Origin of the sequence: Geomonas silvestris (assembly GCF_014193515.1) — a bacterium.
Lineage (GTDB): Bacteria > Desulfobacterota > Desulfuromonadia > Geobacterales > Geobacteraceae > Geomonas > Geomonas silvestris.
The window spans coordinates 95,112-119,672 of sequence record NZ_BLXX01000012.1; the positions used below are offsets into that span (position 1 = coordinate 95,112).

General features: G+C 62.9%; 22 protein-coding genes. 6 read left to right on the forward strand and 16 right to left on the reverse strand.

The window, feature by feature from the left end; all coding sequences use genetic code 11:
- The first annotated feature begins 115 nt into the window (after positions 1-115).
- On the forward strand, positions 116-1,648 hold the full coding sequence (locus tag GMST_RS17185) for a B12-binding domain-containing radical SAM protein (protein ID WP_183355929.1): 1,533 nt from the start codon (positions 116-118) through the stop codon (positions 1,646-1,648).
- Positions 1,649-1,859: 211 nt separating this feature from the next.
- On the opposite strand, the gene GMST_RS17190 is transcribed toward GMST_RS17185, so the two are convergent.
- The 10 genes from GMST_RS17190 to GMST_RS17235 form a co-directional block, all read right to left on the reverse strand.
- Positions 1,860-2,747: a hypothetical protein gene (locus GMST_RS17190; RefSeq protein ID WP_183355930.1), complete on the reverse strand. Its 888-nt coding sequence runs from the start codon at positions 2,745-2,747 to the stop codon at positions 1,860-1,862.
- Between the two features lie 425 nt (positions 2,748-3,172).
- Entirely contained in the window at positions 3,173-3,565 is a 393-nt protein-coding gene (locus tag GMST_RS17195; protein WP_183355931.1) for a hypothetical protein, read from the reverse strand.
- Between the two features lie 109 nt (positions 3,566-3,674).
- Positions 3,675-4,118 carry a 50S ribosomal protein L9 gene (gene rplI / locus GMST_RS17200; RefSeq protein WP_183355932.1) on the reverse strand — a complete coding sequence of 148 codons (444 nt, stop codon included), beginning with the start codon at positions 4,116-4,118 and terminating at the stop codon, positions 3,675-3,677.
- Positions 4,119-4,142: 24 nt separating this feature from the next.
- Positions 4,143-5,078 carry a YybS family protein gene (locus tag GMST_RS17205; protein ID WP_246399831.1) on the reverse strand — a complete coding sequence of 312 codons (936 nt, stop codon included), beginning with the start codon at positions 5,076-5,078 and terminating at the stop codon, positions 4,143-4,145.
- Between the two features lie 24 nt (positions 5,079-5,102).
- Positions 5,103-5,384 (reverse strand): 30S ribosomal protein S18, encoded by a 282-nt coding sequence (gene rpsR / locus GMST_RS17210; protein ID WP_183355934.1) that lies wholly within the window; start codon positions 5,382-5,384, stop codon positions 5,103-5,105.
- Positions 5,385-5,387: 3 nt separating this feature from the next.
- The gene (gene rpsF / locus GMST_RS17215; protein WP_183355935.1) at positions 5,388-5,789 is read right to left on the reverse strand and encodes a 30S ribosomal protein S6; all 402 of its coding nucleotides are present in this window, start codon (positions 5,787-5,789) and stop codon (positions 5,388-5,390) included.
- Positions 5,790-6,084: 295 nt separating this feature from the next.
- Complete coding sequence (gene ychF / locus GMST_RS17220; protein WP_183355936.1) at positions 6,085-7,179, reverse strand: redox-regulated ATPase YchF; 1,095 nt, start codon at positions 7,177-7,179, stop codon at positions 6,085-6,087.
- 194 nt (positions 7,180-7,373) lie between these two features.
- Positions 7,374-7,949 (reverse strand): aminoacyl-tRNA hydrolase, encoded by a 576-nt coding sequence (gene pth, locus GMST_RS17225; RefSeq protein ID WP_183355937.1) that lies wholly within the window; start codon positions 7,947-7,949, stop codon positions 7,374-7,376.
- A gap of 11 nt (positions 7,950-7,960) precedes the next feature.
- Positions 7,961-8,548 carry a 50S ribosomal protein L25 gene (locus tag GMST_RS17230; protein ID WP_183355938.1) on the reverse strand — a complete coding sequence of 196 codons (588 nt, stop codon included), beginning with the start codon at positions 8,546-8,548 and terminating at the stop codon, positions 7,961-7,963.
- A gap of 67 nt (positions 8,549-8,615) precedes the next feature.
- Positions 8,616-9,566 carry a ribose-phosphate pyrophosphokinase gene (locus GMST_RS17235; protein WP_183355939.1) on the reverse strand — a complete coding sequence of 317 codons (951 nt, stop codon included), beginning with the start codon at positions 9,564-9,566 and terminating at the stop codon, positions 8,616-8,618.
- 462 nt (positions 9,567-10,028) lie between these two features.
- Between GMST_RS17235 and GMST_RS17240 the strand changes: the two genes are divergently transcribed.
- Positions 10,029-10,385, forward strand: a complete 357-nt coding sequence (locus GMST_RS17240) for a PilZ domain-containing protein (protein ID WP_183355940.1) — start codon at positions 10,029-10,031, stop codon at positions 10,383-10,385.
- Positions 10,386-10,876: 491 nt separating this feature from the next.
- Positions 10,877-11,095, forward strand: coding sequence for a hypothetical protein (locus GMST_RS17245; protein ID WP_183355941.1), 219 nt, complete (start codon positions 10,877-10,879; stop codon positions 11,093-11,095).
- Positions 11,096-11,469: 374 nt separating this feature from the next.
- On the opposite strand, the gene GMST_RS17250 is transcribed toward GMST_RS17245, so the two are convergent.
- Positions 11,470-14,046: a sigma 54-interacting transcriptional regulator gene (locus tag GMST_RS17250; RefSeq protein ID WP_183355942.1), complete on the reverse strand. Its 2,577-nt coding sequence runs from the start codon at positions 14,044-14,046 to the stop codon at positions 11,470-11,472.
- A 553-nt stretch (positions 14,047-14,599) separates the two neighbouring features.
- Between GMST_RS17250 and glgC the strand changes: the two genes are divergently transcribed.
- Positions 14,600-15,838, forward strand: coding sequence for a glucose-1-phosphate adenylyltransferase (gene glgC, locus GMST_RS17255; RefSeq protein ID WP_183355943.1), 1,239 nt, complete (start codon positions 14,600-14,602; stop codon positions 15,836-15,838).
- A 79-nt stretch (positions 15,839-15,917) separates the two neighbouring features.
- Positions 15,918-16,409: an FxLYD domain-containing protein gene (locus tag GMST_RS17260; RefSeq protein ID WP_183355944.1), complete on the forward strand. Its 492-nt coding sequence runs from the start codon at positions 15,918-15,920 to the stop codon at positions 16,407-16,409.
- Positions 16,410-16,895: 486 nt separating this feature from the next.
- Here GMST_RS17260 and GMST_RS17265 read toward each other — a convergent pair whose 3' ends face one another.
- The 5 genes from GMST_RS17265 to GMST_RS17285 all read right to left on the reverse strand — a co-directional run bounded on the left by GMST_RS17265 (position 16,896) and on the right by GMST_RS17285 (position 22,348).
- Positions 16,896-17,651: a substrate-binding domain-containing protein gene (locus tag GMST_RS17265; protein WP_183355945.1), complete on the reverse strand. Its 756-nt coding sequence runs from the start codon at positions 17,649-17,651 to the stop codon at positions 16,896-16,898.
- Positions 17,652-17,867: 216 nt separating this feature from the next.
- Entirely contained in the window at positions 17,868-18,167 is a 300-nt protein-coding gene (locus tag GMST_RS17270; RefSeq protein ID WP_183355946.1) for a c(7)-type cytochrome triheme domain-containing protein, read from the reverse strand.
- 78 nt (positions 18,168-18,245) lie between these two features.
- On the reverse strand, positions 18,246-19,466 hold the full coding sequence (locus GMST_RS17275) for an alpha-hydroxy-acid oxidizing protein (RefSeq protein ID WP_198424573.1): 1,221 nt from the start codon (positions 19,464-19,466) through the stop codon (positions 18,246-18,248).
- Positions 19,467-19,877: 411 nt separating this feature from the next.
- Positions 19,878-20,648: a LytR/AlgR family response regulator transcription factor gene (locus GMST_RS17280; protein ID WP_183355947.1), complete on the reverse strand. Its 771-nt coding sequence runs from the start codon at positions 20,646-20,648 to the stop codon at positions 19,878-19,880.
- The gene (locus GMST_RS17285; protein WP_246399794.1) at positions 20,645-22,348 is read right to left on the reverse strand and encodes a LytS/YhcK type 5TM receptor domain-containing protein; all 1,704 of its coding nucleotides are present in this window, start codon (positions 22,346-22,348) and stop codon (positions 20,645-20,647) included. The genes GMST_RS17280 and GMST_RS17285 overlap by 4 nt, the downstream gene beginning before the upstream one ends.
- A gap of 525 nt (positions 22,349-22,873) precedes the next feature.
- Here GMST_RS17285 and GMST_RS17290 point away from each other — a divergent pair.
- Positions 22,874-24,493, forward strand: coding sequence for a methyl-accepting chemotaxis protein (locus GMST_RS17290; RefSeq protein ID WP_183355948.1), 1,620 nt, complete (start codon positions 22,874-22,876; stop codon positions 24,491-24,493).
- The last annotated feature ends 68 nt before the right edge of the window (positions 24,494-24,561 follow it).

Here is a 24,561-nt window from a genome sequence, read left to right on the forward strand (position 1 = left end):
AAAAGGTGTGGCCTCAGACAGCGGCGCGAGGTAAAACGCCGGCTCATCTCGGCACCGGTTTTCCCGGTGGCGGCCTTCCGGTGCGGCAGACCAAATCCATTAAGGAGAACATCGAATGAGCAAGATTCTTTTTGTCACGGCACCGTATCACTGCTGGGGGGTCCAGGTAGTCGGCAACTGGCCGCCGCTGCACATGGCCTATCTCGCCGGCGTAGCCCTGGAGACCGGGCACGAAGCACGTATCTACGATGCCATGAACAAGAACAAGTCGTTCGATGACATAAGGGAAGAGATCGTGCGTTACCAGCCGGACTTCGTGATGACGCTCGATTACCTGCCGGTGACCGGCGCAATCAGCACCGCGACCATACCGGATTCGCTGAAGATCCTCGACATCGCCAAGGAGATCAACCCCGCCATCACGACCCTTTTGGGCGGTCCGCACCCGACCTTCATGTACCGGGAGATCTTCGAGCCTGCCGAGAGCAACGTCGACTACATCCTGGTCGGGGAGATGGAGCGCACCCTCCAGCAACTCCTCACCGCTCTTCCCGAGGGCACCCCTGCCATGAAGCAGACCAAGGGGATCGCCTTCAAGCAGGAGGGCGAGGTCAAGGTGAACCCCAAGCAGCCGCACATCGAAAACCTCGACGAGCTGAAGCCGGCCTGGCACCTTTTGGACTGGGCGGATTACCAGTACCAGGTGGAGCCCTGCGGCACCATGGCCTCCATCCTCACCTCGCGCGGCTGCGACATGCAGTGCGCCTTCTGCAGCCAGCGCATGTTCTGGAACGAGGACTGGCGCTGCCGCAAGCCTGAGCCCGTCATCGAAGAGATGAAGATGCTGATCGAGACCTACGGCGTCAAGTTCTTCACCCTGATCGACGCCTACCCGACCAAGCACCGCGCCCGCTGGGAGAAGTTCCTCGACCTGGTCATCGAGGCGGACCTCGGGGTGCACCTGCTGATCGAGACCCGCGTCGAGGACATCATCCGCGACGAGGACATCCTGCACAAATACCGCGAGGCGGGGATCATCCACATCTACATCGGTGCCGAGAGTGCCGACAAGGACACCCTGAACAGCCTCAACAAGGGGACCAGCTTTGAGCAGAACAAGCAGGCGCTCGATCTCTGCCGCGAGGCCGGCATCATCACCGAGGCATCCTTCATGATCGGCTTCCCCAACGAGACCTGGGAGTCGATCGAAAACACCATCGCCTCGGCCCAGTACCTGAACCCCGACATCGCGGTCTTCCCGGTGGTGACCCCGATGCCCTTCACCCCGATCCACGCGGAGATGAAGGACCGCATCCGGGTCTGGGACTACTCGCAGTACAACCTGGTGACCCCGATCATCGAGCCCTACGAGATGACCATGGATGAGATCACCCAGGCGCTGGGGACCTGCTACATGCGCTTCTACGGCAACAAGATGCAGGAGATCATCGACCTCGAGGAAGGGTTCAAGCGCAAGTACATGCTCTCGGCCTTCATGCTGATGATGAAGGACCACGGCAACAAGTTCGATTTTGCAGGCTCCGGCATGCCGACCCACTTCAGCTTCGACGGCACCGATGACCACCCGATGCTCGCCAAGATGAAGGAGATGGGGAAAATGGCGGGGCAGAAGTGCAGGGAAAGCTAGAAGCGATTGACGATTAGCGATTGACGACGTGGTGGTTGATGCTGATGGTATTCCTGAGATGGGAGATCGCGGCAGGCACTACAACCGATACAGAAAAGAAAAAGCCGGATCGGGAGCGCTCAGCGCTGCTTGATCCGGCTTTTCGCTTGGAACAGAAAAGGCGCCCGTGCAGGCGCCTTTTCTGTATCCCTTGCCGCAGCTACGCTCGGGGTCAGCCGACCCGGCCCGCCAGCTGCTCCTCCCTCCCCGCTTCTGCAGGTCTCCCCAATTGCGCGACCTGACACTCTTCGAGGAGCGAGGAGAGCAGGTGGGCGGCGGGCTTGATCACGGCCTCGTCGGTCCAGTAGGCGGCATGGTTGGCGGGGTTCCAGGCGGTGAGCAGGTTCCCGGCGCTCACCTCGATGTCTTCGCTTACCGTCTCCGCATAGTTCATGCTGAGCGGCTTGAGGGGCCAGGCCAGGACGTCGTCGGCATCGTAGAAGTTGAGCCACTTGGCCCGCTTGCGCAGGTTCTGGGGGAGCCCGGCCGGCGGGAAGGTGATGCAGGCGACCGGGTCGTGGGCCAGGGTGAAGAGCGGAATGCTGCTTCCCAGGGTTATCAGCCCGGAGAGGGTCTCCATCCGCTCGAAGGCGGAGCCGCCGTAGCGCTCGGCCTCCTTACCGTGCTGGCGGTCCCAGATGTAATCGGAGACGAAGACCGAGCCCAAGGAATGGGCCAGTACCACCAGCGGCCGGTCTTCACCTCCCAACTTGCCCCGCAGCGACATAAGCGCCTGATGCACCAGGGAATGGATCCTGGCGTACACGTTGTTGCGGCTGCACTGTCCCTGCTGGTACCCCGTCGTGTTACCGAAGCCGTTGATGAAGAACTTGCGCAACTTGGCCCAGTTCAGGTCGTTCTGCGCGGAGAGGTCGACCCAGAGCTGGTTTTCCCGCGGCGAGAGCACCGGAGCCCAGTACACCACCTCGTAGGCGACATCGTCGCGGTCGAAACCGAGCCCGGAAAGCCGCTCGCGCAGGTGGTGGATCGCGTCGTGCGCAAAGTCGTCCTGCGTCTCTCCCATGCCGTGGATAAAAAGTACGCCCAGTTTCTTGTTCATAACCTTCCCCCTCTGCCTCACTACCTGGTTTCCGAGACCGGAAAGATTCACCGGCTCTAATGTGCCAGTACAATATACCGTGGCGCGACTGCTCTGCAAGCTCAGTGTTCCCGATTCCCGAAACTACCCAGCATCCCCCTGGAATAAAGGTCATTTCGGAACCACATCCCCCCTCCCTTGACGGGAGGGAGTCGGGGGGTGGGTGAAGCTGCCATCTGCGCTGACGTGGCGCCTTCCCCCTCACCCTCACCCTCACCCTATCCCTCTCCCGCAAGGGGAGAGGGGACCCAGGTGGATCACCTACCCGAAAGCGCAAAAAAACGGCGTCTGCCCTCGATGGCAGACGCCGCTCTCTTTGTCGTATCACTGTTTCTGGAATGTTTCCGGACGGCACACCAGCACACCAAGCGCAGGCCAGTTTGCAGCTAGCCGCGCACCGCCGCCTCGCTCAAGAACTTGAGCATGAGCGTGGTGGGTTTTCCGGTGAGCGTCACGTACTCCTCGATGGCGCGACCCAACAGGAACACCGCTTCGTGCCGGGCATCCATGTGGACCACGGTCTCGGCCTCGAAACGTGCGGGGTCGTCGCCGCCTTCAGTCTTCTTGCGGGCCGGCCGCAGGATCTCGAAGAGGGAAACCACCTTCTCCGCCAGCCCCTGGCGCCCGCTCTTCACGGCGTTCAGCTGCACGAGGATCTCTTCCGCGGCACCGGCCAGCGTGATAGCCGAAAAGAGGTCCCCCTTAACGAAGAAAAGTTCCAGTGCCGTCTCGATCTGGCACTGGGCGATCTCCTCTTTGGAGTACTTCCTGATGTCCATAGCTCCTCCCTGCAGGTTCAGCCTGGTGTCCGGTAGGTACGGAAATGGTAACAAAAAAAGGGCCGCATCCCGAGGGAGACGACCCTTTTCACTACTTGGAGACCGGCTGTTAGGCCTTGGTCACTACAACCTTCAGGTTTGCGGTGACTTCCGGGTGGAGCTTCACGGCAGCGGCGTACTCGCCCAGCTGCTTGATCGGCTCGGCCAGCACGATGCGCTTACGATCGATTTCGACGCCCTGTGCCTTGAGCTGCTCAGCCAGTTCCATGTTGGTGACGGCACCGAAGAGCTTGTCGTCAGCACCGGACTGGTGGGCGAGGGTCAGGGTGATAGCTTCAATCTTGGTTGCTACAGCCTTGGCTGCCTCGAGGACGCGGTTTTTCTTGTACTCCAGGTGCTTTTTGGCGTGAGCCAGAGCCTTGGCGTTCTTCTCGGTGGCCTCGATGGCGAACCCTTTGGGGAGCAGGTAGTTCCTGGCGTAGCCCGGAGCAACCTTTACGACGTCGCCGATGTGGCCCAGATTCTCAACGTTTTCCTGCAGAATGACCTTCATGTAATGCCTCCTAGCCTGATGTTTTTACAGGTTTTGCGGGTTTTTTGGGGCCCGGAAATCGCCCCAGAGATCGAAAATGCCCAGCGCCGCCACCGCCAGCGCCATGAAGGGCTGGAAGATCAGGAGCAGGACGACGATTAGACGGATAAAGACCGGAGCCTTGTAGCTGGCGAACAGGTGGCTCAGTACCGCGCACCCCTGCACGAGGTAGAGGGTGCCCAGCACGATCAGCACGTTGAGCGCGGCCAGGTGTACCTGGGTCTGCTCGACGAGCATCGCAAAGCCGGCCACGATCAAAAGCCAGATGAGCGGCTCCGGGTTTTTGTACTTTCTGAAGGCCCCCAGGTAGACCGGCAGCCTGTTGCGCGCCGCCACCTTGGAGACCAGCACCAGGTTCGCCATGGCGATCATGCCGAGCGCCACGGTAACCAGCGCCGGGTAGACCCTGACGATGAGCGTCCCGGCCTGGTGCATCGACTCGTTGAGCGCCTTGAGTTCCTGCCCAGCCACGCCGGCCTTCTCGTACATCTTGGCCGTCTGGCTGATGCTCGTTTCCACCCCCCGGACCACCTTGGCGTGCAGGTCGGAACCGGTCAGGTATCCGTACAGCCCGGCTGCGATGGCGATGCAGCACAGGTTTATGGCGACGGCATAGACGATGGAGCGGGCGCCCCCCCTGATCCGGATCAGGAATTCTGAGAGTGCCACGGCCATGATGCCGGCCTGCAAAAGGTAGATCACCGTCGAGGCCGGATCGGCCACCGCCGCAAGGAGCAGCGAACTGGCCACCACGATCGAGAGCCCGACCCAGCGCCCCTGCTTCAGGGCGTAGTAGATCCCGGGAGCGGCAGCGAAGCTGCCAGGGATCAGGCCGACGATCGGGAGCAGCAGAAACGCAAGAAAGAGCGCCGCCGAAGCGACGCTCCCCTTGATGACGTCCAGAATCCGCCCCTGCAACACAGGGTTGCCAGCGAGCGACACAGACTAGGCGCTTGCGTGGCTGCCCGCGATGGGGAGCAGCGCGATGTTCCTGGCGCGCTTGATCGCCTCGGTAATCTCCCTCTGGTGCTTGGAGCAGTTACCCGAGATGCGGCGCGGAATGATCTTGCCGCGCTCGGACACGAAGTAACGCAGAGTGCGGGGATCTTTGTAATCGATGCTCACCTGCTTGTCTGCGCAGAAGCGGCAGACTTTGCGGCGCTGAAACGGGCGTTTTTTGCGGGGGCCGCTGGTCGGCCTGCCCTGGGGTGCTCTTTCGTCAGCCATTGCTTATCCCTCCGTAGTAGTTTCGGCCGGAGCCGCGGTCACTTCTGCGGTCGCCTCAGCGGCTTCCTCGGTCCCTTCCTCGGCAGCCTTCACCGGAGCGGCGGCGGGTGCCACGACTTCGGTTTCCAGCTTGACGCTCTGGTAACGGATGACCTTGTCGTCCAGACGCAGACGGCGCTCCAGTTCGGCGATCAGTGCGGAGTCGCCGTCGAAGCGGAGGTAGAAGTAACGGCCACGGGGGTTCTTGTTGATCGGGTAAGCCAGCTTCCTGACGCCCCAGTCCTCGAGCCTCTTGAAATCGCCGTTCATGCTGGCGATGATTTCCTGAACCTTGGTGGAGAGCCCTTTCAGCTCTTCGTCACCGAGGTCCGGCTGGACGATGTAGATCGTCTCGTACATCCTCATGGTAATGCCTCCTCACGGTTATTGAGCCCCGGGTCCGGCCCGGAGCAAGGAGATACGGCAGGCTATGCCGTTCTGGTGGAACCACGTTTTTTACTACAGATGCTGCAAGTTGACAAGGAAAAACAGCACGGGCGGCGAAAAGCAGGGTTGATTCTCAAGTTGGCGGCCAAAATGTCAGAGCTGCCGCCCCCCTCACCTTACCTTCTCCCAGAGGGCGAGGGGAAGTTGGCCTTCCAACCCTTGCCCCCCGTGCCCCTGATCCCCAGCCCCTAACTTAGAACTTAGAACTTAGCTTCTACACATTGAACCTGAAGTGCATGACGTCGCCGTCCTGCACCACGTACTCTTTCCCTTCCAGGCGCATCAGCCCCTTTTCCTTGGCACCCGATTCGCCGCCTGCTGCGATGTAGTCCTCGTAGGCGATGACCTCGGCGCGGATAAACCCCTTCTCGAAGTCGGAGTGGATCACGCCGGCCGCACCGGGGGCCTTGGTCCCCTTGGTGATGGTCCAGGCGCGCACTTCCTTCACGCCTGCGGTGAAGTAGGTGATGAGGCCCAAAAGCTCGTAGCCGGAGCGGATCAGGCGGTCCAGGCCGGACTCGGCAAGCCCCATCTCCTGCAGGAAGGCCTGCTTCTCCTCCCCCTCGAGCTCCGAGATCTCGGCTTCGATGGAGCCGCAGATAAAGACCACGCCGTTACCCTCGCGGGTCGCCAACTGGCGCACTTCCTCGACATACGGGTGCTTCCCGTCCAGGTCGTCCTCGGCCACGTTGGCGACGTAGAGCACCGGCTTTGCGGTCATAAGGTGCATGTCGCGCAGGATCAGCCGCTCGTCCTCGTTCTCGGCCAGGTCCCGGGGCGAGAGCCCTTTCTCCAGGGTCGCCTTAACCTTGAGGCAGAACTCTACGTCCTCCTTGGCCTTCTTGTCGCCGCTTCTGGCCTGTTTCTCGGTGCGCTGCAGACGTTTCTCGACCGTGTCGAGGTCGGCCAGGGCAAGTTCGGTCTGGATCACCTCGATGTCGCGCACCGGGGAGACGCTGCCGCTTACGTGCACCACGTTCTCATTCTCGAAGCAGCGCACCACGTGCAGGATGGCATCTACCGAGCGGATGTGCCCGAGGAACTTGTTCCCCAGACCCTCGCCCTGGCTCGCACCCTTCACCAGCCCCGCGATGTCCAGAAACTCGATGGTGGTGGGGAGGATGCGCTCGGGATGTACGATCTCGGCGAGCTTATCCATGCGCGGGTCCGGCACCGAGACGATCCCGACGTTGGGATCGATGGTGCAGAACGGGTAGTTGGCGGACTCGGCACCGGCCGAGGTGAGCGCGTTGAAGATGGTGGACTTGCCGACGTTGGGAAGACCGACGATGCCGCAGTTGAAACCCATAATTTACCTCAATTGACAATTGACGATGGACAATTGACAATGCGTGAAACTCCAATCGCCAATAGTTACATGCAATGGAGTGGTTGTGAACATGTAAGTTGCATACTCCAAAGATACTGCCGCAATACTCATAAGCAGTGCCTCAGGCTTTCGTTGTCAATTGCCAATTGTCAACTATCAATTGCCTCTCGTCGTCAATTGAGCTTCTTACTGTGATGAATACTCATCGCCTTGGGAAGCCCCTCCCTGAGAAGCATCTCCATGGCGTCGATCACCCCGTCCAAGACGTTCAGGAGCGAATCCGTCTCCTCCTTGAAGAAGTTGGACAGGACGTAGTTGGAGACGTCGCCGTGCACCGGCCGGCCGATCCCCATGCGCACCCGAAGGTACTCCTTATTCCCCAACTCCTGATCGATGGAGCGTAGGCCGTTGTGCCCGCCGTGACCGCCGCCCAGCTTGAGCCGGACGCTCCCGTACGGGATGTCGAGATCGTCGTGAATGACAATGAGATCGGCAGGGGTGAGCTTGTAGAAGCGGAGCGCCTCGGCCACCGAGCGCCCGGAGAGGTTCATGAAGGTCTGCGGCTTGAGGAGGATCACCCGCTCCCCCGCCCAGTTCCCGTCGCCAGAAAGCCCGGAGAAGGCTTTCTTGGTGACGGAGATACCGGTCTGGCGGGAAAGACGGTCTAAAACCATGAAACCCGCGTTGTGGCGGGTCCATGAGTACTGTGGCCCGGGGTTGCCGAGCCCTACGATAAGTTTTGCTGCCATGAGCTACCTGATTAGACCGCGGCTTCCTCAGCCTCGCCACCTTTGCGGCCCAGGATGCTGACCACCGGCGCGTTCTGGTCGTTGAGGATGACGGTGCCAACCGGAGCAGCCACGTCGGAAACGTGCAGGGTCTGGCCGACCAGCAGTTCGGTCACGTCGACCTTGATGGCCTCGGGGATGTGCACCGGCAGACACTCGACTTCCACCTCGTGCAGGGCGAAATCGAGGAAACCGCCGGCCTTCACGCCTGCGGAGGTACCGGTGAGACGCAGCTGAACGTGAACCTTCACCTTGTCTGCCAGGTTGACCCTGTGCAGGTCGACGTGGCGCGGGTTCCCTTTCAGGGAATCGACGAGCAGGTCGGACACGATGACGTTGGAGCCGTTCAGCTCGCCAGCGCCGTTGATGGTCAGGATGTGGTTACGGCCACCTACGCCGGCGATGGCTTCGGTAAGCTCTTTCTCGTTCAAGGAAACAGCGACGGGCTCGATACCCTTGCCGTAGACAACGGCCGGAACGCGGCCGGCTGCCCTCAGGCGGCGGCAGATCCCTTTACCGGTTTGTTCTCTCAGTTCAACGTTCAATACCTGCTTACTCATACATCCTCCGATGTCAACTTTGATAGGTGCGATTCACTATGTAGATGAAGCTTGTCGCTAGAAATTGTTATACGAAAAGGGAGCTGACCGACTCGTCCTCGTGGATGCGGCGGATCGCCTCACCCAGCAGTTCGGCAACCGAGAGGACCCGGATCTTCTCGGTCGCCTCGGCCCTGTCGCCCAGCGGGATGGTGTCGGTGATGACCACCTTTTCGATGACCGAGTTGTTGATCCGGTCGATGGCCGGGCCGGAGAGGACGCCGTGGGTCGCACAGGCGTACACGTTGGCGGCACCGTGGTCCTTGAGGGCCTGGGCGGCCTGGGTCAGGGTCCCGGCGGTGTCGATCATGTCGTCCAGGATGATCGCCGACTTCCCTTTCACGTCACCGATGAGGTGCATCACCTCGGCGACGTTGGGGCCGGAGCGGCGTTTGTCGATCACGGCCAGCGAGCAGCCGAGCCTCTTCGCGAAGGCGCGGGCGCGCTCGGTACCGCCGGCATCCGGGGTGACCATGACCAGGTTCTCCAGGCTGTCGGCGAAGCGGGTCTTCAGGTGGGCCAAAAGGACCGGAGCGGCGTAGAGGTTGTCCACCGGGATGTTGAAGAAGCCCTGGATCTGGCCGGCATGCAGGTCGACGGTCACCACGCGGTCGGCGCCGGCGGTGGTGATCAGGTCGGCGACCAGTTTCGAGCTGATCGGGGTGCGCGGTGCGGCCTTGCGGTCCTGGCGGGCGTAGCCGTAGTAGGGCATGACTGCGGTGATGGTCGCTGCCGAGGCGCGTTTCAGCGCGTCGATCATGATGAGCAACTCCATCAGGTGGTTGTTGGTCGGCGCGCAGGTTGCCTGCACCACGTAGATGTCGCGGCCGCGCACGTTCTCGCCGATTTCCACCATGATCTCGCCGTCGGAGAAGGTCTTCACCTTTGCCTTACCGAGAGGAACCTGCAGGAAGCCGCAGATCTTTTCTGCCAGAACCGGATTGGAATTGCCACTAAACACTCTGATCTTATTTTCCATCAACTTCCGGCCCTCTTTTTTTTCTCGTGTAATTGCATCGGAATGCCCTGCAGCGCCTGCCGCTGAGGCAGACGCCGGACCCTCGAAACGCTATTTAATACAATAGTTGAGGTTTGAAGTCAACCGTAAAAGCAGCTGCCGCGGGCCGAGAAGCGTAGACGTGGAGCGCCGCGCACCATCCCTCTGCTTCCCGGGGGAAGCGGGAGCAGCTCGCTCGGCTCTACCGGAAGCGGCCGGCCGCGGTTCGCGGGGAGGCGGGCGCGGCCTGAGGACAGGAAAAGCCGGGAGGATCAGCGAGCACCTAGTTAGTGGAGCTCGCCGCGGCAGCGCCCCTCGCCCATCGCCTCTCGAGGTCGGCATTGCTGCCGGTAAGCGAAGCACGGGCAAAAGTGCTTCAGTTTGTCCGGCGCGCTGTCGATGAGTGCCAGTGCCGTCTATCACTCGGACCTAGGGAGGCAAACCATGGAGCACCGGCGGTTCCACCGGATCAAATTCGCAGCACCGGGCGAGCTGCGCCACCAGGGGGTCAGCTACCACATCCGGTTGGAGAACATCTCCATGCGCGGAGCCCTTTTGAGCTCCCACGAGTGCATTATGATCCCCGAAGACGACTGTGCCACCCTGGGCATCCAGCTCGACGCAGAAGACGCCGTATTGACGATGGAGGTGCGGGTGGTGCACGCCTTCTTCTCGATGGTCGGCGTGGAGTTCGTCCAGATCGACGAGCGCGCCGAGGAGCTGCTCTTCCGGCTGCTCAAGCGCATCACCACCGAGCCCGCCAAACTCGAGAAAGAGTGGCAGGAGCTCCATGCCCGGTAGGCGGAGCTCGCCTAATCCAGTTGCAGCAGCTCCCCCGCCCGGTCCACTTGACCCGCGGCTAAACCTCGGTAACCTCTTCCCGTCCTCAAGCGGCAGCGGCACCTTCGCCCTCCCCTGCCCCTCCGCCACAGCCGCACCCCAGCTCACCCCTGTCGCACTGATTCCTTCACGAACCGCAGATTCCCCGATTAACGGCTTACCACACCTGACAGTGGACAATTGTAAACACGCAGTATAATCAACAGATATGCGCCGCCTTGTCGGTGAAATTCTTTCATCCCCAGAATCAGTGAGCACCGGTACCCGGCACAGCCGCCTGCTGGTGTTGTCACGCGAAATCAGCAGTTTACGTATACACTATATGCGAGATATGCAATAATATTAAAATACTTGATCTCCTTAGACTATTAGATTATATTTAACCTCCGATAGTGTGGCGCCCTAAGTCCGACTCACAACCACTGACACTGCCAGTAAGGGAGAGTGGAGCCATGAAGAAGAAGTATTTTTGCCCGATCTGTGGGAACAGTGAACTGACCAACATGTTCATCACCACTCCGAAGGGAAAAAGCATGTCTCTGCACCTCTCTTCGCAGGCCGCCATCCGCAAGGCATCCGGCCAAGTCTGCTGCATCGTCTGCCAGCAGACCTGGAACATGGACGATTTCCAGAAAGCGCGCGAGGAACAGGCCCCACGCACCTCTCCCTGACCTTTAGCTGACGCTCGGATCCGCCTCCCTCTCGGAACTGACGAGACAGCCCCAGGCTAAGCATCCGGACCCAGCTATATATTCAAAAATCACTATAGATTCTGTTACGCCGGTTTGCTAGAATGAGGAGGTGGAAGAAAGGACGAAAACGGAGGTAACAACATGTACACCACGCTCTGCGCGAAATGCCACGGCAAAGGCAAAGTCCTCACGAAATCCCGCCAGACAGGTTACGAGGAGATCGAGGTTCCCTGCAGCATGTGCAAGGGATCGGGACGTAAATAAGCCGTGACAGGCTCGACCTACATATCAGGATAAAAAACAAAAACCCCTGCCTTTGGACAGGGGTTTTTTTGTTGCCGCCGGGACGGGTTTTACAGGGTCGCCACAAAGAGGGCGGTCACCGCCGTCACCAGCAGCCGGTGGCAGAACAACCCGCGGCCGCTCAGCCCCTCCTGCTGCTGCAGGCGCCCGAGTTCCACCCAGGAGATGCGCCAGCCGACCAGGATCAGCGGATAGATGAAAAGCCGCAGGGTCCCAAGGTCCGGGGTAAGGCGGGACGCGTCGAACAGACCGTCCAGGCCGAGCGCGGCAAGCGAAAGGGGGACCAGCCGTGCACCGCCTTCCACCAGGGGGCGGAAGTAGATCAAAAAGAGCCCGATGGCGGCCACCGGGAGGTAGGTGATCCCGCTCGCCGTGAAGACCTGCTGCCAGCGGTTCTTCCCCCTGCCGGCCGAGGCCAAAAGGGCAAGCCCCGCCACCACGGTGAGGATCGCCAGGGCGTAGAGGTACTCGCGGGCACCCCACAGCGTGTGCGGGAAGAACTCCGGCCGGCGCCCGGCGCAGATCGGGGTGAGCTTCGCCGCCAGCACGACCCCGACCAGGGTCACCGAGAAGAGCGCCTCGGCAAAGCCCCGCTTCGCCTTGGCCCGGATACCCCAGGCCGGGTGGCGCAGGTCGAGCTGCATCGAGTGGTGCGGGCAGTTGCGCACGCAGTCCAGGCAGAGGATGCAGTGGTCCGAGGTGTCCAGGGCGGAGGGGTGCAGCCCCATGGGGCACCCCTTCTCCTTGATGCAGTCGTCGACCCGGCAGCGCGAGTGGCAGACGTTGTGGTTACTGTGCATCTCCAGGATCGAGATGCGCGAGACGAGCCCCACGATGCGCCCGAGCGGGCAGAGGAACTTGCACCAGCCGCGCCGCCCGATGATGAGATCGGCAAGCACCGTCGCCGCCAGCATAGCGCTCAAGAGAAGACCGGTGGCGAAGGCGCGGGTGAACATCCCGGTCCCCTGCTCCAGGAGGAGGATGAGCACCAGTCCCGCGAAGCTCAGTACCGGCCCCCAGCGCTTGAGCCAGCGGCTCGGCTCGTGCACCACCCGAGTCTTCACCCCGAGGTACTCGCCGATCGCCTCCATGGGGCAGTAGCTGCACCAGCCGCGCGCCAGCAGGAAGGCGGTCAAAAGGAGCGCCGGCCACCCCAGGGTCCAGGCGGCCAGGTTCGCCGGGTTGTCCAGCGGAGGCCCCAAAAAGAGGTAGACGATGACCAGGAGAAACAGGGGGACCGTGGTCCAGCGCAGCTTGCGCGGGTACTCCCCCTTGCGGGCCACCTGCTCGAGCCCGGCCACGGACAAGAGGTTGAAGCGCCCGCCGCCGAAGAGCTGTCCCTGCAAGGAGATGTGCTCGGGAAGGATCACCTCATCGTCGCAGACCACCACGGCGCGGCTTACCACCTGGTAGAGCTCGGTACCGTTTAGGGGCCAGTCGTGGTCCACCAGGAGGTTCATGGCGTCCTGGGAGAAGCGGTGCACCTTTTTGTGGTGTTTCGCATTGAGGGTCTTCAAGAGCCCCCGCGCCACCACCGGGATGTCCTTCTTGCGCTCCCGAAGCGGCATCATGTTCAGGGTCTCGCCGCTTAGGCGCTGGCAGAAGGGGGCGAGGAACTTCCCGGCCTCGACCAGCGGCTCCAGTGGTTTGCCGCTGGTCGCGATGATGCGGACCTCAGAACTGCGCAGCCGCGACTCGCCCCGGCGGCTGAACTGGCCGCTCTCCATGTAGTCGACCAGCGCCTTTTGCACCTCCGGCGCCAGGCAGTCCACGTTGCGCAGGATGATGTCCCCCCCTGCCGCAAGCTCCAGCATGCCGCGGCGCACCCGGCGCGCTCGCTCCCCCTCCTCGGAGACGGTGCCGAAGAGCGCGGCGTCCTGGGCAAGCGCCAGGTGGCCCGCCTCGGGGACCGGGCTCGCCGCGCCGTTTTCCTGCCCCAAAAGCGGAGGCGGGGAGGCGCAGTCCAGAAAGAGCACCGGGCAGGGGATCTCGCTGTGGTAGTGGATGAGGCGCGCCGCCAGGTCCTTCCAGGTCCCCGGCTCCCCCTGGATCAGGACGTGGCAGCGGTTCGCGCCCAGCCGCTCGAGGCGCTGGTTCAGGGTGCGCACCCAGGGCGAGTTGCCGGGGAAGGTGCCGAACTCAGGCAGCAGCTGCCAGCCGATGATGTTGGTGATCACCTCGCGGTGCTCGTTTTCCTCGCGCTGGTGGCGGTGCGCCCAGCTCCCCAGCTGACGGGCGAAGATACGGCTTATGTTGGCGTAGAGCTTGGGGATCTCGCGCAGGAGCTCCTCGAAATCGGAGCGGGTGAGCCGCGCGGCGCGCACCGCCGAAATGGCGCGCACGTCCGCCGAGCGCCGCTCGTCGGTCAAGATGGCGCGCTCGCCGATGATGCTCCCCGGTCCGAGCTCGGTGAGGTTCAGGACCTGCCCTCCCCCGGGGTTGAGCTCCACCCTGACCCGCCCTTCCAGGATGACGAAGAGTTCCCGGGCCGGCTGGTTGCGCTCGAGCATCACCACCCCCGAGCCGAACTCGCAGACCTCCAGGCGCCGGACCACCCGGTCCAACTCCTCCGCGTCGAACCCGTGGAAAAGCCGGATCCCCGCTATCTGATCGCACCCTAGTTGCACGCAAAAACTCCCTTAAGCGCCCCGGCAGAAGAAACCCGCCAGAGCAAGCACTTGGATGTTAGCGCATATCGTCCGGGAGGTCCAAGGTGTATACCATCGCAGGAGATCCCCTTCAGACGAGCGATCAGTATCCCGTTCCTCCCAGACAAGGCTCGCTGCCGAGCCTCCACGAAAAACGGCGAACTCACTCCTCAGGCTTCTCGTGGACGAGGAGGGGCGGCACTCACTCACCCGCCCCCACCGGTCCCAGCTATCCTCCTCACAAAAAAAATGACCAAGTCACAGAAAAAGCTAACGCCCCAGAAATACAGGCACAGACATTAGCATCAACTCACTTTTCTTGCCGCAGTGAGCACGCCGGGCAGATTACCTGACGCTTTATTTGTTGAAAAATTTTCATAATATTTTACAATCGACCCCTACGTAGGTACTGATAGTGAAAGAGCACATCGTCCTGACAGAAAACCGGCCCGCCCTCCAAACGGTGTCAGACCCGATTCCGGGTGCAGGGCCACCTCACCCCTCACCACCGATTCAAGAAAGGAGAAGCAGCATGTTTGGCCAGGACAATGTCGAAAAAAACACCATCGCCATGGTGCTCGCCGGCGGCAAAGGAGAGCAGCTCTGGCCGCTTACCATGAGGCGCGCCCAACCGAGCGTGACCTTTGCCGGCAAGTACAAGCTCATCGACTTCGTGCTCTCCAACCTGTTCAACTCGGGGATCAGGAAGGTCTACATCCTCACCCAGTACCGCGCCTTCTCGCTCAACAAGCACATCCGCGAGTCCTGGGGCAAGTGGACCGGGCTGGGCGAGTTCTTCGTGGCCATCTCGCCCGAGACGAGCAGCGAGAGCGAGAAGTGGTTCAAGGGGACCGCGGACGCCATCCTGCAGTACCTGCGCTTCGTCGAGTCCTCCAACGCCGACTACGTGGCGATCTTCGGGGCGGACCACATCTACCGGATGGACGTAAGCCAGATGATCAACCAGCACCGGCTGAACCGCGCGGACCTCACCATCGCCGCCATCGAGGTCCCGGCGAGCGAGGCACGCCGCTTCGGGGTCCTCGCGGTGGACGACGAGGGGCGGGTGCGCTCCTTCGAGGAGAAGCCGGAGTGCCCGGAGGCGATCTCCGGCTGCGAGACCTGCCTCGCCTCCATGGGGAACTACATCTTCTCCACCAAAAAGCTCATCGAGGTGCTCCAGGAGGCTAAGAAGCGCCACGAGAACCTGGACTTCGGCAGGCACGTGATCCCCATGATGCTCGAGTGCCGGGAGCGGGTCTTCGCCTACGACTTCAAGAACAACGTGATCCCCGGCTTCAAGAGCGAAGAGCGCGGCTACTGGAAGGACGTGGGAACCCTCGACGCCTACTACCACGCCAACATGGACCTGATCAAATGCACCCCCCAGCTCGACCTGTACAACTACAAGTGGCCCATCCTCACCAACCAGGGGAACCTCCCCCCCGCGAAGACCGTGACCGACAGCGAGGGGAACTCGGGGGTAAACCTGGAGTCGCACGTAAGCGGCGGCTGCGTGACGAGCGGTGCCACGGTGTGCCGCTCCATCCTGGGTCCCTCCTGTCGGGTCAGGAGCCACAGCCTCGTGGAGGATTCCATCCTGTTCGAGAACGTCCAGGTGGGGCGCCAGGTGAAGATCAAGAAGGCGATCATCGACCGCGGCGTGGTGATCCCGGACCGGACCGTGATCGGCTACGACCGGGACGAGGACCTGCGCCGCGGCTATACGGTGACCGATTCCGGGATCGTGGTGGTCCCGCGCAAAGAGTAGAAAACAGTGGACAGTTCCGGCCCGCCGGGTTTAAGCTCGGCGGGCCTTTTTCATTTCTGGAATGCTCATCGGAGGGAACGTGAAGATTCTGATCAAAGCGGCAGCGTTACTGGCAGTAGTCGTCGCCCTGGGTGCCTGCGCGACCGAGCAGGCGGCCACGCGCAGCCCGGCTGCAGACTACCGGTACATCTATAAGGATTTCGACCTGCGCTACGCCTGGCGTCTCGCCCCGGCGGCCGAAGGGCTCAAGGTAGAGGGGCTCATCAAGAACGTGCGAGCGCAGCGGCTGGAAAACATGGAAGTGCGGGTAGCGCTTCTGGACAAGAACCGCAAGGTGTTGGGAGAGGCGGTGGCCTTTCCGCTGCCCCAGCCGATCGACAGCGACGATTACCGCAGCTTCGAGGTGCTCATCAAGGGGGTACAGCAGGAGCCGGGCTCGCTTTTGCGCTTCGTGGTGAACTACGCCGCCTCGTCCAGCCAGGGGAGCTACACCTGGACCAGCAATTTCACGGTGGATGCCGCCACCGGTCAGCGGCTCGGGGTGCAGAAGAGCAAGGATCTCGACTGGTAACGGGGATTAAGGGATACGACCTTTTAGACCAACAGGGATGCATGGGATTAAGGGGATAGAACCCCACCCGTAAAATTTCTGAAGCGTCACTGAATCGCCACAAGCCACAAATAAGGGAGTGTTCCTGACCAACAGGACACTCCCTTTTTTATTCCTCGCCACGCAGATGGCAGCGACCTGGATCAAATCCCCTCTGTCTCCCCTTCGCAAAGGGGAGGACGTGACGCCGGCGGCACTGCCTAGATCTCCGGGGAAAGTACCTTTGTCTGGTTTCCGACAACCCTAGCTCTAACTTCATTTCCACGCAGCTCTGCGGCTGAATTCCGCGTTCCCCCTTTGCGAAGGGGGGAACGCGGGGATTTATCGGCAGCAACCAGGTCAAATTCCCCTCTGTCTATCCTTCGCAAAAAAGGCCGCCCCTCCACATGGAGGGACGGCCATCACAGTGAACGAAGAGGCTTGCGCCTGAGATACTGGTTGCTCGTGCTACCTGCTTGCCGCCTTGAAGGCCTCCATCACCTTGCGGACCTTGGCGGAGGGCTCACCCACGGTGATGAAACCAAGCGGGCGCTCCAGCTTCTTGGTGCCCACCACCACGACCTTCCCCGCATCGACGAACCCGGAACCGAGGCCGCCGATGCCGCTCGGGTCGAGGGCTACCTTGTCGTTGACGTCCTTCACGTAATCCACCGCCTTGGCGCTCGCCGCATACTCGGCGTTGGCCAGCACGGTCTGCTTGATGAGGCCGCGGGTCGCGCTCGCCTTGGCGTCGGTGTACACGGTGATGGGGAGGTCTTTGCCCCCCACTTCCTTCCAGTTCACGATCTTGCCGGTGTGGATCTCCTTGATCTGCTCCCAGGTGAGCTTGGTCACCGGGTTCGAGGGGTGCACGATGAAAACCACCTCGGACTTCGAGATCACCTGCAGCTTCAGGTCGGGGACCGGCTTCTTGAGCCCGGCGGATTTGGCGGCAGCCAGCGTGGCATCCAGCGAGGCCGACGCCATGGCCGCATCGCAGTTGCCGTCGATGAGGTCGATGAGCCCCTTGCCGGCATTGCTCTTGTCCACCACGAGCTTGATCCCCGTGGTCTTCTCCACCTGCGCCTTGTGCGGCGCCACCAGGTCGGTGACCACGCTCGCCGCGCCGGCAAATTTCACTTCCTCGGCACCAGCCGCCTGCAGCTGGCCCAGAGCCAAAACGGCGCCCAGGATAAGGCCCGAAATCCGGAATGCCTTGTTCATGTGTGTCCTCCTGTTCAGGGTGCAAAACCCTGTAGATTTGGTTCGTCCGGGTTTCCCTGGAAAGCCGTGCGTTTAGGTCCCCTCTCCCCGTGCGTGAGAGGGACTGGGTGAGGGGGAAGGTGCCATTTCATCGCACCTGGCAGCTTCTCCCACCCTCCTCCCCCCACCCGTCAAGGGAGGGGGGGATGCGGTTTTCAGGAACGTGTAGGATGAACCTTAGAATTTGCGGTGGCACTGCTCGCAGTCGTTGAAGACCTTGACGCCGTCGTGGCACGTGAAGCACCCCACCGGTTGGCTGTGGTTGTCCATGGTCATCAGCGCCTCTTTCTTGGTGGCGAAGATGGCGCTGTGGCAGTCGTTGCAGACCAGCCCCTTCGAGGCGTGCAGCCGGCCGTCGAAGATCACCTTCCCCTGCCCCGCTCCGCCGTAGAGCAGAGCCTTGTCGCTGGTCGCGCCTGCCGCTGCGGCCCAAAGCGCGAGCCCCAGAAGCGTAAGGCTTACGTTCGATAGTTTCATATTCTCTCCATCCCGTTCACGCGGCGGGACCCGCCCCTCAAGGCTCAAGTCCCGCCGCTTCAGGGTACGTAGTCGGGATCAGGCGATGATGCTCCGGCTCACCTTCTTCACGTCGGCCGTGCCGGTCAGGATCATGGCGACCAGGAGCTCCTCGTGCATCTTCTTGAGGGTCAGGGCGACACCCTCGGCTCCGCCACCCACCGAACCGCGCAAGAGCGGGCGCCCCACCAGCACGGCGTCGGCACCCAGGGCGAGCATCTTCAGGACGTCGGCGCCGTAGCGCACCCCGCCGTCGGCGAAGATCACCAGGCGCCCCTTCACCTTGTCGGCGATCTGCGGGAGCACCTGTGCGGTACCCGGGGTGTGGTCCAAGACGCGGCCGCCGTGGTTCGAGACCACGATGCCGGCGGCGCCGACCTCGACCGCCGCCTCGGCCTCCTCGGGGGTCATGATCCCCTTGATGATGAAGGGGAGCTTGGTGGACTTGGCGATCTCGCGGAGCTGCTTCAGGCTCTTGGGCTCGACGGTCTTACCGGGGAGCGCGCGGTTGGCGCGGCCGGCCGAGTCGATGTCGATGGCGAAGAAGGGGGCGCCGGCCTTCTCGATCAAGCGGATGCGCTCGATGATCTCGGCCTGGGTGCGCGGCTTGATCTGCGCCGCAGCCTTGCCGCGGTACTTGGCCACCGTCTGGAGACGGGTCTCGTACACGGAGAGCGGGTCGCCGATGCCGTCCGCCGCGAAGCCGATGGTGCCGACGCTCGCGCAGCCGCCGATGATCCCCTCGGCGTACTCCTCCTCGCTCACCTTGCCGCCCAGTCCCATGTTGTAGGTCACCCCGCCGGTGATCCCGGAGAGGATCGGCATGGAGAGTTTCGCGCCGAAAAGGGTGAGGGTGGTGTCGGGTTTCTTCACCTCGTGGAAGGTCTTCATCTTCAGGTCGTACTTGTTAAGGGCCTCCAGGTTGTTGCGGAAGGCCTTGCCGGAGTCGAGCCCCCCCATCCCCGGGACTTCGCCGGAGCAGGCGACGCCGTTGCACTCCGGGCAGACCCGGCAGCGCGGGTACATCTTCTCGCGGCAGGTCTTCAGCACGTCGGAGAGCTTCTTGGTGCTGCCGCCTGCTGCGGCGGCCGAGGCGGCCTTGGCCTCCTTCTTCACCTCCTCCGCGGCCTGCGCCTCGCGGCGCCCCACCGCCTGTACGGCGAGGACGCTCGCGCCCACCACGGCGGCGGTTTTCATGAAATTGCGGCGGCTGAACCCGGCCCCTTCCTGCTCGAGCGTTTCGATCATCTCTTCAGACATTGGCTTCTCCTCCTGCTGTTTGGTAACCGGGGAGCCTCCCGCGCCAGGCCGCACCCGCAGCCCGACTCCGGCATTCCGGTATCTATTCGCTAGCTTAGGTATAGCCCTAATGCGTGTCTCAGGGAAAGGAAGTGGCGCCGAATGGTGCGAAAAGGGGGATGAATGGCAGAAATCGGGGTTGAATGGCAGGAACGCGGAACGAGCTAAAGGGGGAACGAGCAAGGGGGCTTCCCCCCCCGTGCGGGAGGTTCATCCGGAATTTCCGGGAAAGCCGTTGAGATGGACCCCCTCTCCCGAGGTTCATCCTGAACGTCCGGGGAAACCGGTGACATAAGGTCCCCCTCCTCTTGCGGGACAGGGTGAGGGGGAGGCCGCCATCGGCAATGATGTGGCCCCTCCCGTGCAGACCGGCTAGCTGCTGAGGATCAGGCGCTGTTTCAGGTCCTTGGCGTGGTAGCGGCTCACCAGCACCTCGCTTTTTTGCCGGTCGTTCAGGACCAGTTTGCAGCTGCCGTTGAACCAGGGGATGATCTCGATGATCCGGCTCAGGTTCACCAGGGAGTTGCGGTGCACCCGGACAAAGGAGTACGGCTCGAGGATCGCCTCCAGCGTGGTGAGGGTGCTTTTCGCGAAAAAGACGCCGTCGGCGGTGTGCACCTCGGCCTCCCCTTCCAGCGCCCGGATGAAGACGATCTGTTCCGGGGCGATCGGGATGAGCTTGTCCCCCTGGTGCACCAGGACCCGCTTCACCTCCCCCTTGTCCGCCCCAAGCGCCGGCTCGGAGGCTTCGTGGACCGGCGCGAGCGCCGCCCTAAGCCGCAACAGCGCGGCCGCCTTGCGCACGGCGCGCGCCACCCGCTCGAGGGTGAGCGGCTTCAACAGGTAGTCGAGCGCCTCCACGTTGAAGGCCTCGACCGCGAACCCCTCGTAGGCCGTGGCGAAGACGATGAGCGGCGGCTCGGGGAGCGCCCGGATGATCTCCGCCAGCTCGATGCCGCTTAACCCGGGCATCTGGATGTCCAGGAAGATGAGCTGGGGCCGGCACTCGCGGATCCCCTGCAGCCCCTGGGACGGGGTCCCCGCCTCCCCCAGGATGGTCACCTCCCCCAACTCCTCCAAAAGAAAGCGCAGTTCGCGCCGGGTGGGGGCCTCGTCGTCGATCAGATAGGTCGTAATGCTCATGCCGCCACCGGTATGGAGAAACTCACCGTAGTGCCGCCTCCCGGCGTACTCTCGATGGTCAGGGCCCGATCCTTGCCGTAGAGCGTGGTGAGCCGTCCGTTAACGTTTTTCAGAGCCAGGCCGAGCCCCGAGGAGGGGAGCCGGGACCCCTCGGAGAGCAGGGCCGCCAGGCGCTCCGGCGGGATCCCCACGCCGTTGTCCTCGACGCTGATCAGAAGTTCGTCCGCCTCGCGCCTGGCGGCGATCCGGATCACCCCGCCCCCTTCGCGTGGGAGGATGCCGTGGCGCACCCCGTTTTCCACCAGGGGCTGCAGGATGAGCGAGGGGACCTTGCAGGTGAGCGCCGGTTCCTCGACCTGGTACACGATGGAGAGCCGCTCCTCGAAGCGCGCCTTCTCGATGGCGAGGTAGGCCTCGCAGTGTTCCAGCTCGAGCGACAGGGGGACCTGGCTGGCCGTGGGGCTTATGTTCTTGCGGAAGAACTCGGCGAGCTTCACGAGGAGCACCGAGGCGGTGCGCGGGTCGGTGCGGGTGTAGCTTATGATGGTGGAGATGGCGTTGAACAGGAAGTGCGGGTTGATCTGCGCCTGCAGCGCCTTGATCTCCGCCTCGGCCACCAGTTTGCGCTGCAGCTCGATCTCGCCCAGCTCCAGCTGGTTGGAGAAGAGGTGAGCCAGGCCGTGGGCGAGCTCCAGGTCGAGCCGACTCATGGCGTGTTCCTGCACCCGGTAGAGCGCCATCACGGAGCCTCCCTTCTCCCCCACGCTGAGCGGCACCGCGATGGCGCAGCGCAGCCGGCTCTCGCGGGCCGGGTAGCCGACCTCGTCGGTGTCCCGGGCGGTCACCACCGCGCCGCTCTCCAGGGCCCGGCGCACCACCAGCGGGACCCCGGGCGCGCCGGTGCGGTGCCGCTCGCCGTCCACCCCCTCGTGGGCGAGGAGTTCCTCGGCGCTGAAGAAGGCGACCGCGTCGAGCCCGGTCAGCTCGCGGATGATGCGCGCCGCGGCTCCGGCCGACTCCGCGGTGAGGCCGTGGCGCAGGAAGGGGAGCGTCCGGAAGGCGATGTTCAGCGTGGTCTGGGCCTGGTGCGCCACGACGCGGTCCTGGTCGCGCAGCACCGAGGAGATCACCTCCAGGAGCACCGCCACCCCAAAGGCGTTGGCGAAGATGCTGGGAAGCCCGATGGTGTGCACCACGTACTGCCCGGCCTCCGGGGGGCGCGCCAGCAAGAGTATCAGCACCATCTTGAGCGACTCGGCGAGCATCCCGATCCCGAAGGCGATGAGCGAATCGAGGTTGCGGCTTTGCAGGCTGCGGTAGACGACCCCGGCCAAGAGCCCGCTCAAGGGGGTGGCGATGGCGCAGGAGAGCGAGGTCACCCCGCCTAAGTCGTAGAAGTAGCGGTGCAGCCCGGCGATGAGCCCTGCGGCGAGACCCACCAAAGGCCCCCCCAGGATGCCGCCGATCACCACCGGGACCGTGCGCAGGTTGGCGATCGCTCCGTGCATGGGAAAGCCGCAGTAGGTCGCGAAGATGCCGGCCGCGCCGAAGAAGACCGCGTGCCCCGCCTTCTCGCGCAGCGTGGCATGCCCGGTCAACAGGCGCCGGAACGGCTCGAAGCGGAGCATGAGGAAAAAGAGCACCGCGAGGATCCCGAGACGCTCCAGGAGGTCGACGGAGAGTCCTATGATTTCGTCCATGTGAAGTCCCGTGAAGGAGGAGGCGGAGAGGCCGGGGAGGCCTCCAAAACCGGCCGGATGCGCAGCAGCGCGGACTATACACCTAATGAAGAACTGCGTCAAACGCCACCCTTCACGGGCGCCCCCCCTAGGGTAGCTGGCAGCCCCGACGCCGGTCCCGCGGTCCATCAAGCCGCTGTCCCGGTCTTGCCGCCTGTGCGCGACGCAGAGAGCGTAAAACGTTACAGGAGCGCAGTTCGACAACCGCCTTTACTGGATGAGCCCCTTCCCCAATCAGTTAAACCCTCGCCGACCTTACCACAGTAACTGCCAGGCTTTAACCTGGTAGGCATTAATAGAAACTACTACTGGCACGTTCCTCTGTTGGTCCAGAAATAGTCCTAAAGTTTCTCAAGATGTCGTCGATACGACTACAAGCATGACAGCCTTTGCCGGAACTGCAGCAACAGCCAGGTTCCGCTCTGCCAACAGCTCCGCCGCCAGTTCGTGCCATCACACGCGGCATTCACAAAAGAGAGGACAACAATGAAAAACCTCAGTATCGGTACGCGCCTTTTTGCAGGGTTCACCCTGGTCTCCCTGATTCTGGTGATCGTGGTCGGCACCGGGATCAAGAGCCTTTACACCAGCGCCGACCAGCTGGAGAACGTGAACCGGGTAAGCGACCTGAGCGCGAATGCGGCAAAGGTGCTCATGAGCATCAAGGAGGTCAACGAGGCCATCAAGGGGCTGGTTTTGGCGGACACCCAGGCCGAGCGGGACAAGCTGAACGCGCGTATCGAGGAGAGCCGCAAGAGCTACAAGCAGGCGCTGGAGTTCGTGGTCAAGAACACCAAGACCCCCGACGGGAAGAAACTCCTGGCGGAACTGCAGCAGGCGATCGCCGCAGGCGTCGAGACCAACGCGAAGCTCAAGGCGGCCACCGATGCCGGTGACGTCATGAAGTTCAAGGCGCTGCAGGCGAGCGAGGGGGAACAGATCCAGGCGAAGTACACCGCGGCCGCCAACGCCCTGCTGGACTACTTCGCAAAGCGTGTCGACCTGAGGGTCAAGACCGCGCGGGAGGCCGGCCAGAGCGCCATCGCCCTGATGATCGGGCTCGGGATCTTCGCCGTCGTGCTGAGTATCCTCACCTCGCTCGTCATCACCCGCGGGGTGCGCAACCCGCTCAAGGAGATGACCGACTCCATCACGGCCATCGCCGAGGGCGACCTGACCCGCCGGGTCAGCTACCAGAGCAGGGACGAGCTGGGGCAGTTGAGCGAGCACTTCAACAAGTTTGCCGCCAAGCTGCAACAGATCATGGTGCAGCTGGCCGGCGAGGCCTGCCGGGTCGCCTCCGCTTCCACCGAGCTCAGGAGCACGGCGCACCTGATGGCGGAAGGGACCGAGGAGGTGGTGGCGCAGGCCGGGACCGTGGCCACCGCCGGCGAGGAGATGGCGGCGACTTCGAGCGACATCGCCCAGAACTGCCACCTGGCAGCAGAAGGGGCCCAGCGCGCCAACCAGGCCGCCCTGGAGGGGTCGGGCGTGGTGCAGACGACGGTCCGCGTGATGGGGCTCATCGCCGAGCGGGTGCAGGGGGCGGCGCAGACCGTGGAATCCCTGGGATCCCGTTCCGACCAGATCGGCGCCATCGTCGGGACCATCGAAGACATCGCCGACCAGACCAACCTCCTGGCCCTGAACGCGGCCATCGAGGCGGCCCGCGCCGGCGAACAGGGGCGCGGCTTCGCCGTGGTGGCAGACGAGGTGCGGGCCCTGGCCGAGCGCACCACCCGCGCCACCAAGGAGATCTCCGAGATGATCCGCACCATCCAGTCCGAGACCAGGAGCGCGGTGTCCGCCATGGAGGAAGGAAACCGCGAGGTGGAGCGCGGCACCCAGGAGGCGGCCCGCTCCGGCCATGCGCTCGAGGACATCCTGGAGCAGATCAACGCGGTCACCGTGCAGGCCCAGCAGATAGCCACCGCCGCCGAGCAGCAGACCGCCACCACCAGCGAGATCAGCAGCAACATGATGCAGATCACCGACATCGTGCAGCGTGCCGCGCAGGGGGCCGGCGAGACGGCCGAGGCGGCCCACGGCCTCGCCGTCATGTCCGAGGAGCTCCAGGGGATCGTGAACCAGTTCAAGGTCGCCTAAGCCCAAGCTTTGTCTTCGACAAAAAAGCCGCGGCGTCCGGATTATCCGGCGCCCGCGGCTTTTTGCTG

Bases quoted from the DNA above. Each gene is read 5' to 3' on its own strand.
- GMST_RS17285 (WP_246399794.1), bottom strand. From the start codon at position 22,348: ATGGACGAAATCATAGGACTCTCCGTCGACCTCCTGGAGCGTCTCGGG.
- GMST_RS17245 (WP_183355941.1), top strand. From the start codon at position 10,877: ATGAAGAAGAAGTATTTTTGCCCGATCTGTGGGAACAGTGAACTGACC.
- rpsF (WP_183355935.1), bottom strand. From the start codon at position 5,789: ATGAGGATGTACGAGACGATCTACATCGTCCAGCCGGACCTCGGTGAC.
- GMST_RS17235 (WP_183355939.1), bottom strand. From the start codon at position 9,566: ATGGAAAATAAGATCAGAGTGTTTAGTGGCAATTCCAATCCGGTTCTG.
- GMST_RS17265 (WP_183355945.1), bottom strand. From the start codon at position 17,651: ATGAACAAGGCATTCCGGATTTCGGGCCTTATCCTGGGCGCCGTTTTG.
- GMST_RS17280 (WP_183355947.1), bottom strand. From the start codon at position 20,648: ATGAGCATTACGACCTATCTGATCGACGACGAGGCCCCCACCCGGCGC.
- GMST_RS17230 (WP_183355938.1), bottom strand. From the start codon at position 8,548: ATGAGTAAGCAGGTATTGAACGTTGAACTGAGAGAACAAACCGGTAAA.
- GMST_RS17270 (WP_183355946.1), bottom strand. From the start codon at position 18,167: ATGAAACTATCGAACGTAAGCCTTACGCTTCTGGGGCTCGCGCTTTGG.
- GMST_RS17195 (WP_183355931.1), bottom strand. From the start codon at position 3,565: ATGGACATCAGGAAGTACTCCAAAGAGGAGATCGCCCAGTGCCAGATC.
- rplI (WP_183355932.1), bottom strand. From the start codon at position 4,118: ATGAAGGTCATTCTGCAGGAAAACGTTGAGAATCTGGGCCACATCGGC.
- ychF (WP_183355936.1), bottom strand. From the start codon at position 7,179: ATGGGTTTCAACTGCGGCATCGTCGGTCTTCCCAACGTCGGCAAGTCC.
- GMST_RS17185 (WP_183355929.1), top strand. From the start codon at position 116: ATGAGCAAGATTCTTTTTGTCACGGCACCGTATCACTGCTGGGGGGTC.
- GMST_RS17190 (WP_183355930.1), bottom strand. From the start codon at position 2,747: ATGAACAAGAAACTGGGCGTACTTTTTATCCACGGCATGGGAGAGACG.
- glgC (WP_183355943.1), top strand. From the start codon at position 14,600: ATGTTTGGCCAGGACAATGTCGAAAAAAACACCATCGCCATGGTGCTC.
- GMST_RS17275 (WP_198424573.1), bottom strand. From the start codon at position 19,466: ATGTCTGAAGAGATGATCGAAACGCTCGAGCAGGAAGGGGCCGGGTTC.
- GMST_RS17290 (WP_183355948.1), top strand. From the start codon at position 22,874: ATGAAAAACCTCAGTATCGGTACGCGCCTTTTTGCAGGGTTCACCCTG.
- GMST_RS17240 (WP_183355940.1), top strand. From the start codon at position 10,029: ATGGAGCACCGGCGGTTCCACCGGATCAAATTCGCAGCACCGGGCGAG.
- rpsR (WP_183355934.1), bottom strand. From the start codon at position 5,384: ATGGCTGACGAAAGAGCACCCCAGGGCAGGCCGACCAGCGGCCCCCGC.
- pth (WP_183355937.1), bottom strand. From the start codon at position 7,949: ATGGCAGCAAAACTTATCGTAGGGCTCGGCAACCCCGGGCCACAGTAC.